Source organism: Ornithinimicrobium carbonis (genome assembly GCF_050703245.1).
In the GTDB taxonomy this organism is placed as follows: Bacteria; Actinomycetota; Actinomycetes; order Actinomycetales; family Dermatophilaceae; genus Ornithinicoccus.
Genome location: NZ_CP192647.1, coordinates 365,568 through 377,467, shown reverse-complemented (window position 1 = coordinate 377,467; position 11,900 = coordinate 365,568). Strand labels below are relative to the sequence as shown.

The 11,900-nt window shown below is 75.1% G+C and carries 9 protein-coding genes; 2 read left to right on the top strand and 7 right to left on the bottom strand.

All coding sequences use genetic code 11. From position 1 onward, the window contains the following. Positions 1-16: 16 nt before the first annotated feature. The 3 genes from ACQ95T_RS01915 to ACQ95T_RS01905 all read right to left on the bottom strand — a co-directional run bounded on the left by ACQ95T_RS01915 (position 17) and on the right by ACQ95T_RS01905 (position 3,244). Positions 17-1,039 carry a PstS family phosphate ABC transporter substrate-binding protein gene (locus tag ACQ95T_RS01915; protein ID WP_431473457.1) on the bottom strand — a complete coding sequence of 341 codons (1,023 nt, stop codon included), beginning with the start codon at positions 1,037-1,039 and terminating at the stop codon, positions 17-19. A 256-nt stretch (positions 1,040-1,295) separates the two neighbouring features. Further along, positions 1,296-2,927: a CHAD domain-containing protein gene (locus ACQ95T_RS01910; RefSeq protein ID WP_425938917.1), complete on the bottom strand. Its 1,632-nt coding sequence runs from the start codon at positions 2,925-2,927 to the stop codon at positions 1,296-1,298. After that, the gene (locus ACQ95T_RS01905) at positions 2,924-3,244 is read right to left on the bottom strand and encodes a ribonuclease E inhibitor RraB (protein WP_425938915.1); all 321 of its coding nucleotides are present in this window, start codon (positions 3,242-3,244) and stop codon (positions 2,924-2,926) included. Before ACQ95T_RS01905 ends, ACQ95T_RS01910 begins: the two co-directional genes overlap by 4 nt. A gap of 148 nt (positions 3,245-3,392) precedes the next feature. Between ACQ95T_RS01905 and ACQ95T_RS01900 the strand changes: the two genes are divergently transcribed. Beyond that, positions 3,393-4,733: a DUF222 domain-containing protein gene (locus ACQ95T_RS01900; RefSeq protein ID WP_431473456.1), complete on the top strand. Its 1,341-nt coding sequence runs from the start codon at positions 3,393-3,395 to the stop codon at positions 4,731-4,733. A 318-nt stretch (positions 4,734-5,051) separates the two neighbouring features. Here the strand turns inward: ACQ95T_RS01900 and ACQ95T_RS01895 are convergent, their stop codons facing one another. The 4 genes from ACQ95T_RS01895 to ACQ95T_RS01880 all read right to left on the bottom strand — a co-directional run bounded on the left by ACQ95T_RS01895 (position 5,052) and on the right by ACQ95T_RS01880 (position 9,136). After that, complete coding sequence (locus ACQ95T_RS01895; protein ID WP_425943117.1) at positions 5,052-6,272, bottom strand: MFS transporter; 1,221 nt, start codon at positions 6,270-6,272, stop codon at positions 5,052-5,054. A gap of 120 nt (positions 6,273-6,392) precedes the next feature. After that, the gene (locus ACQ95T_RS01890) at positions 6,393-7,475 is read right to left on the bottom strand and encodes an ATP-binding protein (RefSeq protein WP_431473455.1); all 1,083 of its coding nucleotides are present in this window, start codon (positions 7,473-7,475) and stop codon (positions 6,393-6,395) included. A 255-nt stretch (positions 7,476-7,730) separates the two neighbouring features. Next, on the bottom strand, positions 7,731-8,555 hold the full coding sequence (locus ACQ95T_RS01885; protein ID WP_425943107.1) for an SIR2 family NAD-dependent protein deacylase: 825 nt from the start codon (positions 8,553-8,555) through the stop codon (positions 7,731-7,733). Next, complete coding sequence (locus tag ACQ95T_RS01880) at positions 8,552-9,136, bottom strand: protein-L-isoaspartate O-methyltransferase family protein (protein WP_425943106.1); 585 nt, start codon at positions 9,134-9,136, stop codon at positions 8,552-8,554. Before ACQ95T_RS01880 ends, ACQ95T_RS01885 begins: the two co-directional genes overlap by 4 nt. A gap of 124 nt (positions 9,137-9,260) precedes the next feature. Here ACQ95T_RS01880 and ACQ95T_RS01875 point away from each other — a divergent pair, with 124 nt between their 5' ends. Beyond that, positions 9,261-11,876 (top strand): excinuclease ABC subunit A, encoded by a 2,616-nt coding sequence (locus tag ACQ95T_RS01875; RefSeq protein ID WP_431473454.1) that lies wholly within the window; start codon positions 9,261-9,263, stop codon positions 11,874-11,876. Positions 11,877-11,900 lie beyond the last annotated feature (24 nt).

Below are 11,900 nucleotides of genomic sequence, written 5' to 3'. Positions count from 1 at the left end.
CCTTCTGCGGTCCTGGTCACGGGTGGGTGGTGCCGACCGGGGTCAGCGATCCCCGCCGAGGGAGGCGATGGTGGTCGAGGGCGGTCTGCTTCTGCTCCTCGGTCAGCGCGATGAAGCCGGCCGCGTCGGCGATCTCGTCGGAGTTGTTCACGTAGAACTCCGCGAACGCCTTGACCTCGGGCTTGTCGGCGATCGACTCGCCCTTGGGGTAGATGAACAGCTGACGGCCCAGCGGGTTGTAGTCGCCCGCCTGCACGGTCTCCTCGGAGGGCGCGACGCACTCGCCGGCCTCGTTCTCCACCTCGATGGCCTTGACCTGGTCGCCGGCCTCCAGCACGAAGGACAGCGGGATGAAGGCCATGGCGCCCACGCCGCCGGAGACACCGGTGACCGCGGCGTTGTCGTCCTCGCCGATGTCGTTGTAGTCCTGCCGGATGTTCCCCTCCTCGCCGTTGATCGCCTCGGTGAAGTAGTCGAACGTGCCGGAGTCGGTGCCGGGGCCGTAGAGCGTCAGCTCCTCGTCCGGGAACTCGGGGTTGATGTCGCTCCAGGACGCGGCGGTGGAGCCGTCCATCCAGGCGGTGTTGAGCTCCTCGACGGTCAGGCAGGTCGCCCAGTCGTTCTCGGGGTTGACCACGACGGCGAGCCCGTCGTTCGCCACGCCGAGCTCCTCGTAGGTGATGCCGGCCTCCTCGCAGGCGGCGATCTCCTCGTCCTTGATCTGCCGGGAGGCCATCGAGATGTCCGTCTCGCCGTTGCAGAACTTCTCGAAACCGCCACCGGTGCCGGACGTGCCGACGGCGACGCGGACGTCGGGGTTCTCCTGCATGAAGAGCTCGGCGGCCGGCTCGGTGAGCGGGGTGACCGTGGAGGAACCGTCGATGGCGATGTCGCCGGAGAGGGCGCCGTCCTCGGACCCGCCCTCGGTGCTCTCCTCGGAGCCGGCGGCGGCCGGGGTGGTGTCGTCGGTGCTGTCCTCACCGTTGCCGCACGCGGCCAGGACCAGGACGGCGGCGGCCACGACGGAGGTGCGGGCCATGGTCTTGTGCCGAAGGGACACAGGATTTCTTTTCGTACCGGGACGCGGAGGCTCGCCTCCGCCGCTGGCGGTGCCAGCTCCTCCATGGAAGAGGCCGGACATGAACCGTCCGTGGCTCCCGTTGGCCGGGGGGTGACCGTTGGCCGTCGGTCTGTCCCCTGCGTGTCACCTGGTGTTCACCCGGTGCCGGCCGGGGCCCGCTGCGGGGCGGCCCGACCAGCAACGCAGTGCGGTCAGCACCGCGACGTGGGGCCGGTCAGCGCCGCAGGGCGCGGTCTACGGCATCGTCTCCCCGGGCCACCAGGTCCGGCACCCGCGCGCCGTCGTCACCGGCGACCACCCCCAGGCTGAAGCTCGGCACGCCGTCCGACCCGGCCACGGCCGCCAGCTCCAGGAGCCTCTCCCGGGTGACCACGACGTCCTGGAGCTCGCCGAGGGCCTCGGTCACCTCCTCCCACCGGCGGGCGGACTCCTCGGCCACCGGCCCGAGAGCCGGGACCAGGGCCTCCCACCCGTAGCGGGCAGCCTTGGCCCGCTTGCGCGTCTCGTGCCGGTCGTGGAGCGCACCGAGGGCTCCGGGGTCGCCCAGGCCGCCCGGATCCTCCGGGTCGTCGCGACCGGCCGGGTCGTCCCCACCGCTCCCGTCACCCGGGTCGTCGCGACTGGCCGGGTCGTCGCGACCGCCCGCGTCACCCGGGCCGTCGAACGGACGCGTCGCCCGCACCGAGCGGGCCACCCGCTCGACGGCCTGCTCGACGAGGGACGGCAGGACCTCGTCGGCCCGCTGCCGGGCACGAGCCCGCCACGGCGGGTCGGCGAGCAGGTCCAGGAGGGCGTCGGTCAGCTCCAGGTATCGGTCGGAGTCCATTCCGGCACGGAGCGCGTCGTGGGCACGGGCGTGCTCCTTGTCCAGACTGGCCCGGGCGGAGTCGACCACGTCGCCGACGAGCAGGTCTGCCGGCAGGGACTCCAGCCGGCCGAGGACGCGGTCGCGCACCACCTCCGCGTCGCGCGGTGCCCCCAGGAGCCCGGCCAGCCAGGCCACCTCGTCCCGCAGCGGGTCGGTGACCTCGCGGTCGAGCAGTCGGTCGAAGGTGCGCAGGGCGCTCCGCAGGCGCCGGGTGCCGACCCGGGCCTTGTGCACGGCGTCCGGGGCGTCGGCCTGCAGGTCCTCCTCCCGGCCGACGACCGCGGCGACCTGTGCTGCGAGGTAGGCGTGCAGGACCGCGGCGGCGGGGTCGCGAGGACGCAGACCCTGCCCGCGGGCTGCGCGGTCGGGGCGCTTGCCCAGGGCGCGGGCCAGCTTGGACGGGGAGTCCGCCGGGACCACCCCCTGTGCCGCGAACCGGTCGGTGACGGCGTCCAGCAGGGCGTCGTCGGTGGCGGTGGGGACCAGCTCGACCTCCAGCTCGCGCCAGCGACGCTCCTCCGGCAGGGCGGTCACCCGGTCGTCGCACAGGGTGGCCACGACGCTGCCCCGGTCGTCCATGAGCTCCGTCTGGGTCCGGTGGGTGATCAGGGTGGCCACCGGCAGGAGGGTGGCGTCCAGGCCGGTCGGCCAGTCGGTGCCGAGGGCGGCCACGACCGCGCGCAGATGACCGTCGGGCACCCGCGTCCGGCCCGGGCCCCGGGTCAGCGGCGAGTGCAGCTCCAGGCGCGAGCCGTCGGGCCGCGGAAGCTTCACGTGCCACCCCTCGTCGGGTCCCCCCTCGCGTCGGCGCAGGGTGATCCGGTGCCGGATCAGCAGCAGGTCGGTGGTGTCCAGGTACACCGCCCGCATCCGGTGCTCGACCGTCTCGCCGACCTCCAGCAGGCCCTCGAGCCGAGGAAGGGCCTCCTCCTCCGCCAGGGCGAACGTCCGCTCCCGTTCGACCTGCTCGTGGGTCACTGCTCGTCCGGTTCCGGCGGCACCGGCGGCCGGTGGTCCCCCGGCTGGTCGTACCACCCGTCGTTCTCCCGGGCGATCTGGGTGAAGCGCTCGCGCAGCCCCTCGTACGCCCCGCCCCCGGAGGCGTCCGGCAGACGGGTGTCGAGCACGTAGACGGCCCACTCGTGGTCCTCGTCGTCCTCCTCCGTCCGGGCGGCCTCCCTGATGACCCGGACCTGGGCGAAGCCCTCCTCGCGGAGCTCCTCGGCCAGCTCTTCGGCGCCCTCACGGTCGGGAAGGATGATGAGGTGCTCGCTGCCTGGGTGCGGTGTGCTCACGGCTCCCAGGGTATGGCGTGATCGGCACCCGGGGCGGACCGATGGATCCGTCGAGGTCCGCACCGGGAGCGTCCCCGCAGGCCGGGGTCTCCTGCGCCTGGCAGGCCGACGGCCAGGGTGTGTCGGACACCTCTCGTACGTTTGTCCTATGAGGGAGTCCTGGGGTGGGGAGGTGTTGCGGACCTCGGCGGGGGCGCTGGTCGGGGAGGGTTCGTGGCCGGCGGCGCGGTTGCCGGGGGAGCGGGTGGTGGGGTGTCTGCGGGAGGCGGGTCGGGAGGCCACCCTCGCCGACCTGGCGGCTCAGGACGTGGCGCTGGTGCAGGACGTCGAGCTGGACGCGGCCCTGGGTGCGGTGTCGGTGGTGGCGGGGGCGGTGGAGCGGGCTCGGGTGCGGCTGGCGGTGGAGGCCGCCGGCCGGGGGCTGCCCACCGCGGCCGGGATGACCCTGACCGACTGGTTGCGCGCCCGCTGCCCGGAGGTGCCCCGGGGTGTGCTGCACGACCTGGTGCGCCTGGCCCGGGCCGGGCAGGAGGGGGTGCACGCACCCCTGCTGGAGGGGGTGCTGTCCGGCGGCATGCCGCTGGCCCGGGCGGCCAGCCTGCACCGGGCGCTGGCCCGGATCCGGGGGGCGCTGTCCCCGCAGGACTACGAGCAGGCGGTGGGGCTGCTGGCCGACGCCGGGTGCAACCCCGTGTTCGAGGAGGCGGACGTCGCCCGGGTGAGCGGCCGGTTGCTGGCCGCGTGCCTGCCGGAGAAGGAGCACGAGGAGCGGCGCCGCGCCCAGCACCAGCTGCGCGACGTGCACGAGTCGTCCCTGGCCGACGACGGATCCGTGCAGCGGATCATCATGACCTTCGGCGAGGACGGCGACTACCAAGCCGTCCGCGCGATCCTGAGGTCACCCCTGGCCGCACCGGCCACCGCAGTGGAGGTCGAGGCCACCGGCCAGCAGGACACCCGCACCCCCGGGCAGCGCCGGTACGACGCGCTGATGACGGTGCTGCGCCGCGGTGTGGCCGGCACCAGAGGTGAGCCCACCACGCCCAAGGCCACCGTGGTGGTGACCATGGACCTGGACACCCTGCGCGCCGACCTGGCCGACACCGGTGGGCTCGTGCCCGGGTGCGGCGCCACCCTGGAGGGCGACCTGGTCGCCGCGGAGTCGGTGCGCCGGCTGGCGTGCGAGGCCGACCTGGTCCCGATGGTCCTGGGCAGCGAGGGTGAGGTGCTGGACCAGGGCCGCCGCCAGCGCCTGGTCACCCCCGGGCAGCGCCTGCGCCTGGCCGTGCGCGACCGCGGCTGCACCATCCCCGGGTGCACCGTCCCGGCGACCTGGTGCGAGGCCCACCACATCCTGCCCTGGGCCCGAGGTGGCCGCTCGGACCTGTCCAACTACGCCCTGCTCTGCCCGCGGCACCACACCTGGGTCCACGACAAAGGGCTCACCGCCACCATCACCACCCACGGCACCACCTGGCACCTGAGATGACCCCGCCCCGCACCCGGCCCACCACCGGCCGGGCCACACCCATGCCCCATCTCATCCCCGACTGCCAGGCCCGTGTGACCGGGACCCGCACAGCCGGGGCACAGACGCCTCCGGCCCTCACCCTGAACGTCCGGGGCACAGGCGCCTCCGGCCCTCACCCGGTCAGCCGGGCACAGGCGCCTCCGGCCCTCACCCGGTCAGCCGGGCACAGGCGCCTCCGGCCCTCACCCGGACGGCCGGGGCACGGGCGCGTACGACCCTGACCGGGGAACCGCGCCACAGACTCGGCGGGAGCTCACAGCGGACTGCCGCACCCGGTCACTCCACCGCCCCGACGTCGGAGCGGGCCGCGTGCTCGTGGAGGGTGAGCGGCTCGGGGGCGCGCAGCCAGGGCAGTGCCCCGAGCAGGCAGACCACCCCGGTGACCGCGAAGGCCACCGGGAAGCCCCAGGTGTCGGCGACCAGCCCGATGAGGATCGGCCCGACGATGGCGCCACCGTCCTGGGCCATCTGGAAGACGGAGAGGACCTTGCCCGCGTTGCGCTCCTGACCGACGACGTCGGCCACGGCGGCCTGCTGACCCGGGTTGACCATGCCCGCCCCCACCCCGGAGACGACGGCCAGGGCGAGGAGCACCGACAGCCCGACCGAGCTGGACCCGGGGACGGTGGCCAGCCCCATGAGCCCCATGCCTGCCCCCATGACGAGCAGCCCCACGAGGACCAGCGGCCGCCGGCCGACCCGGTCGGCGGCGCGACCGGAGAACTGCAGGGTGACGGCCGTGCCGACCGCGCTGACCGCGAGCACGACGCCGGCCGCCCACGGCTGGTCGAGCACGGCGATCGCCAGCAGGGGAAGCACCGCCATGCGGACGCCGAAGTTGGTCCACCCGTTGGCCACCCCGGAGACCAGGGCTGCCCGGTAGACCGGGGAGGCCCAGGCCTCGGCGAGTGACATCGTGGGGCGCTCGGCGGACCCCGCCGGCGGAGCGGGCAGCCGCTCCCCTCCGAGACCCACGGCCACCACGACGGCGGCGACGACCAGCACCACGGCATACACGACGAAGGGTGCCCGCAGGCCGAACCCGGCGAGCAGGCCGCCCAGGAGGGGCCCGGCCATGCCGCCGATGAGGAAGGCCGAGGCGTAGGCGGAGGAGACCCGGCCGCGCAGGTGCGGGGGTGCGAGGCGGACGAGGAGGGCCATCGCCGAGATGGTGAACATCGTCGAGCCGATGCCGCCGAGCCCCCGGAAGAGCAGGAGCTGGCCGTAGGACTGGGCGAACGCGGTCGCCAGCGAGGAGACCGCCACCACCAGGAGGCCGGCGAGGTAGACGGGCCGTTCGCCCAGCCGGGAGACCAGGGCGCCACCGGCGGGTGCGAAGACGAGCCGGAAGAAGGCGAACGCGGACACCACGACCGAGGCCGCGGCCACGCCGACGTCGAAGGAGCGGGCGTAGGCCGGCAGGACCGGGGAGACGATCCCGAAGCCGAGGGCGATGACGAACGCGGCGCCGACGAGGATCCAGATCGGGGGCGGGATGCGGGTGTCGACGGCGGCGCGGGCCGCGGTCGGGCGGCGGTCCGGGCCCCCCGGGCTCCCGGCACCGGCGGCTCCGGTGCGGGTCGGGCGGTCAGCGGGGCTGGGCACGCAGGTGCTCCCTCAGGTAGGGCAGGGTGACGTCGACGAATCCGTGGCTGGTGGGCCGGATGAGCTCGCGGTCGATGAGCCTGGCGCGGTAGACGTTCTGCTGCTGCATCGGCACCCCCATCCGCTCGGCGATCTCCCGGGTCGAGGAGGGCCCGTCGTCCACGGCCATGGCGCGCAGGTAGGAGCGCTGCCCTCGGGCAGGGGTGCCACCGCGGGTGCGTGCACGAGCCGGCCCATCCGCTCGACGACCAGGGGTCGGGTCGAGCGCACGTGCCGAACGGTGACCTCCTCCCGGGCGGGGTCCACCCGCCAGGCGTGGTAGCCGACGAGCTGGAGCAGGTAGGGGTAGCCGTGGACGATCTCCACGAGGGCGGCGACCGCGTCGTCGGCGAGCGTGCGACCGGCGTCGCTCACGGTGGCCCGGGCGGCCTCGGCGACCTCCTCGGCGGTGAGCAGGTCGAGGTGGACGCGCTCGGCCCGACGCAGGAAGGTGGTGCCGCCCTGACGCAGCAGCTGGTCCACCCCCACGGGCAGACCGGCGGCGGCGAAGGCGACCTCGCGCTCGTCGCGGACCAGGTGCTGGTAGACCGTCGCAAACCGCCCCACGACCTGCGGGTCGGCGTCCTGGACCTCGTCGAGGGTGAACATCATCCCGGTCTCGTGGACGGCCAGGACGTCGCTGAGACGCTCCAGCAGCCGGGTCAGCGAGCGGTGCACCGGATAGCGGTCCTCGACCTCGGTGGAGACGGAGCCGACGCCGCTCACGCCCGCCCCGGTGAACCGGCGCCTCACGGCCGTCGCATCGTGCTCGGCGAGGAGCGCGGGCACGGTCGAGGTCTCGAGCTCGGTGAGCATGTCCGGCCCCTCGGGCAGCCGCAGCACCAGCCACCCCCGGGTCCGGGCGATCTCCTCCAGCTCGTTGAGGACCACGGTCTTGCCCATCCCCCGTGCGCCGCTGACTAGCAGCGACCGCAGGGGCGAGCCGGGACCCTCGTCGAGGGCCACGTCGACGTCCTGCAGGAGGTCGGTGCGGCCGGCGAGCACCCGGGGGGACACGCCGAAGCTGGGTCGGAACGGGTTGGTCGTCCCCGGCACGCCTCTCACCTCCACCTCCGCTACCGCCGTCGGTCTCCGCCGGGTCCTACGCTCACCGCCGGTCTCCGCCGGGTCCTAAGCTCACCGTCGGCCTCCCCGGGTCCTACGCTCACCGTCGGCCTCCGCCGGGTCGGCGATCACCGTCGGCCTCCGTCGGAGCCGCGCTCACCGTCCAGCCTGGCCGCAGCGCTGTGTCATCTGTTACATCTCCTGGCGCCTGTTACATCTGTTGCATCCTCGCCCGGAGCGACCAGACTAACCGCGGGGTCCGACATCTCCCAGCCGGGCCACCAGCGCCGGGAGGGCCGCGGCCGCGGTGGCACGCCATACCTCGTCCGCAGCCTCGGTCACCGCGGTCGGTGCCGGGTTGACCTCGACCACCGGTACCCCGCCCACCCCCGCCAGGTGGGGGATCGTCGCGGCGGGGTGCACCAGCCCGGAGGTGCCGACGACGAGGAGCAGGTCGGCCTCCCGGGCGACGTCCACCGCCGCCAGGAAGCCGTCCTCGGGGAGCGCCTCGCCGAACCAGACGACCCCCGGTCGTACCGGGCCTCCGCAGGTGTCGCAGGGCGGCGGGTCCACCCGGGCGACCGGCTCGTCCAGCTCCGGGTACACCGCGCCACCGGGCCTGCCGCACACGCTGCAGCGCAGCGCGAACAGGCTGCCGTGCACGTGGGCCAGGACCTCCGAGCCGGCCCGCTCGTGCAGGTCGTCGACGTTCTGGGTGACGATGCCAAGGCGCACGCCCGGACGGGCCTGCCACCCGGCGAGCGCCAGGTGGCCCGGGTTCGGCTGGGCCCGGCGCACGAGGGTGGCCCGCCAGGCGTACCAGGCCCACACCTGCGCCGGGTCGGCCGCCCAGGCGCCCGGGGTGGCCAGCTCCAGGGGGTCGAAGCGCTCCCACAGCCCGACCTGGGCGTCGCGGAAGGTGGGGATCCCCGACTCCGCCGAGATCCCGGCCCCGGTGAGCACGCACACCCGTGCGGCATCCCGCGCCAGCTCCAGGATCCGCGGCGGGACCTCGACCGCGCCCGACGGGGTGCCCTCGGCCGTCCCCCCGGGTCCGACCAGGGACGTCACGGACGCCTCAGCGGGACGAACCTGTACCAGCCCGGGGCAGGCTCGATCTTCGCCTCCCCGGCCGCCCTGGTGACGGTCACGAGCCGACCCTCCAGGGGCAGCACCATCCGTCCGTCGTCGACGAGCTGGTCGACCAGCTCCTCGGGCAGCTCGCGGGCCATCGCCGAGACCAGGATGCGGTCGAACGGGGCGGCGTCGGGCGCCCCCAGCTCCCCCTCCGCGGCCACACGGACCTCGGCCCGTCCCAGGCCGTCGCGACGCAGCCGGGCGGCCGCGTCCTCGACGAGCTCGGGCACGATGTCGACCCCGACGACGCGGCCCTCGGCTCCGACGAGGCGGGCCAGGATCGCGGTGGTCCAGCCCGAGCCGCACCCGACGTCGAGGACCTGCTGGCCGGGCCGTACGTCGAGCAGGTCGAGCATGGTGCGCACCGTGGTCGGTTGGGAGCAGGTCGCCTCGTGGCCGATCGCCACCGGTGCGTCGATCCCCGCCCGCTCGCGGACGCCCTCGGGCAGGTAGCCGGCCCGGGGCGTGGCGTCCATGGCCCGGCGGACGGGGCTGTCGCGTCGTCGCCCGAACACCCCTCCACGGTATGCCGTCGCGCCCCCGCCCGCCTCCCTGACCCGTCCGCGCCACCTCCCTGGCCGGTCAGGGCCGCCTCCCTGACCCGTCCGGACGGGCCGGGCCCGCGCCTAGTCTGTCCCGGTGACGACCAGTGCTCCCGACCCCGCGCCGCCGACGACCGTGCCGGCCGGGCGCATCGAGGTCCGGGGCGCCCGGCTGCACAACCTGCGCGACGTGGACGTCGACCTGCCGCGGGACGCGTTGGTCGCGGTGACCGGGGTGAGCGGCTCGGGCAAGTCCAGCCTGGCCTTCGGCACGATCCACGGCGAGGCGCAGCGGCGCTACCTGGACTCGGTCGCCCCCTTCGCCCGGCGGCTGATCCACGCGGCGGTCGACCCGCAGGTCCGGGACGTGCACGGCCTGCCGCCCACCGTCGCGCTCGAGCAGGGGCGAGGCTCCGGCACGTCGTCCCGCTCGACCGTGGGGACGGTGACCACGGCGGGCAGCACGCTGCGGATGCTGTGGTCGCGGTGCGGCGACTACCCGGCGGACGTGGGGCCGATGGACTCCGACCACTTCTCGGCGAACACCGCCGCGGGTGCCTGCCCGGGGTGCGGCGGGCTGGGGGTCGAGCACGTGCCGACCGAGGCCTCGATGGTGCCCAACCCCTCGCTGTCCGTCGCCGAGGGCGCGGTCGCGGCCTGGCCGGGGGCGTGGCTGGGCAAGAACTACCGCGACATCGTCGCCACCCTGGGGCACGACGTGGACGTGCCGTGGCACGACCTGCCGCGAGCGACCCGGGAGTGGATCCTGTTCACCGACGAGCAGCCGGTCGTCACCGTCGTGCCCACGCGGGACCCGGAGCGCATCCAGCGGCCCTACCGGGGCACCTTCTCCTCGGCCCGTCGCTACGTGCTGCGGACGCTGGCCGAGACGCGGAGCACCACCCAGAGGCAGCGGGCGCTGCGGCACGTCGAGTCGCGGCCGTGCGAGGTCTGCTCCGGCCGGCGGCTGCGGCCCGAGGCCCTGCGCGTGCGCTGGCAGAAGATGGCGATCGACGAGGCGTCCGCACTTGCGGTCTCGACGCTGCTGCCGCTCCTGCAGCGGCGGCTGGCCGCGTCCGAGGACGGGGCCGGGGCCGGGACGCACCCGGGCTCGGCGCGGACCGAGGCCGAGCGGGTGCTGCTGGAGGACGTGTCCGGTCGGCTGGAGCTCATGGTGGAGCTCGGCCTGGGCCACCTGGCCCTCGGGCGGTCGGTGGCCACGGTGAGCTCCGGGGAGCTGCAGCGGCTGCGCCTCGCCACGGCGCTGCGGTCGGGGCTGTTCGGGGTGGTCTACGTGCTCGACGAACCGTCGGCCGGCCTGCACCCCAGGGACACCGACCGGTTGGTGCGGCTGCTGCGCGAGCTGGTGTGCGCGGGCAACACCGTCGTGGTCGTCGAGCACGACATGGCGGTGGTGCGGCGCTGCGACTGGGTCGTCGACGTGGGCCCGGGGGCGGGGACGGAGGGCGGGGAGGTGCTGTGGTCCGGACCGGTCTCCGGTCTCGCCGCGGTCACGACGTCGGTGACGGCCCGCTACCTCGACCGTCCGGTGCACCCGGAGGAGATCCACCCGACCTCAGCGCCGGGGACGACGGGCGGGCCCGCCCGACAGGACACCCGGGGCGTCCCGACGGGTCGCGCAGCACGCCGCGGAGCGGGTGGGGTGCTGGAGCTGCGCGGCCTGACCAGGCACACCGTGCGCGGGGTCGACCTCGACCTGCCGCTGGGCGCGCTCACGGTGGTCACCGGCATCTCCGGCTCGGGCAAGACCAGCCTGCTCGACGCCGTCCACGACGTGGTCGGCGAGCAGCTGGCCCGGGTCGAGGACGAGCGCGCGCCGGAGGACTCGGCGACCGACGCGGAGGACGACCTGCAGGACGGGCCGTCCGCGAACGACCTCGCGGGGCAGGCGGGACCGGAGGGTCCGGCCCGGGCCGTCGCCCGGGCGAGCGGGCACGGCATACCGACCCGGGTCGTGCGGATCACGCAGAAGCCGATCGGCCGCTCCCCCCGCTCGACGCTGGCGACCTACACCGGCCTGTGGGACCCCGTGCGCCGGCTCTTCGCGGCGACGCAGGAGGCGCGGGAACGGGGGTTCACCGCGAGCCGGTTCAGCTTCAACACCGCGGCCGGACGCTGCCCGACCTGCCAGGGCGAGGGGGCGGTGTCGGTCGAGCTGCTCTTCCTGCCCGGGACGTACTCGGCGTGCCCCGACTGCCGGGGCGACCGGTTCGGGGCGGAGACGCTGGAGGTCCGGTGGCAGGGGCGGACCGTGGCGGACCTGCTGCGGCTCACCGTGTCCCAGGCCCTGGACGCGCTCGGCGAGGTGGCGCCGGCGCGCCGGGCGCTGGCCGCGCTGCAGGCCCTGGGGCTGGGCTACCTCGCCCTGGGGCAGCCGGCCACCGAGCTGTCCGGCGGGGAGGCCCAGCGGATCAAGCTGGCGACGGAGCTGCAGAAGGAGCGGCGGGCGCCGACGCTGTACGTGATGGACGAACCCACCACCGGGCTGCACCCGGCCGACGCCCACCGCCTGCTGGCCCAGCTGCACACCCTGGCCGACAGCGGCCACACCGTGCTGCTGGCCGAGCACGACCCCGCCGCGGAGCAGACCGCGGACCACGTGGTCGAGCTCGGGCCGGGGGCCGGGGGCGACGGGGGTCGCGTGGTCCGCGCGGGGGGGCCACCCTGGTCGGCGGTCGGCCCGACAGGCTGACGTGGCGCCCACCGGGTGCCGCTC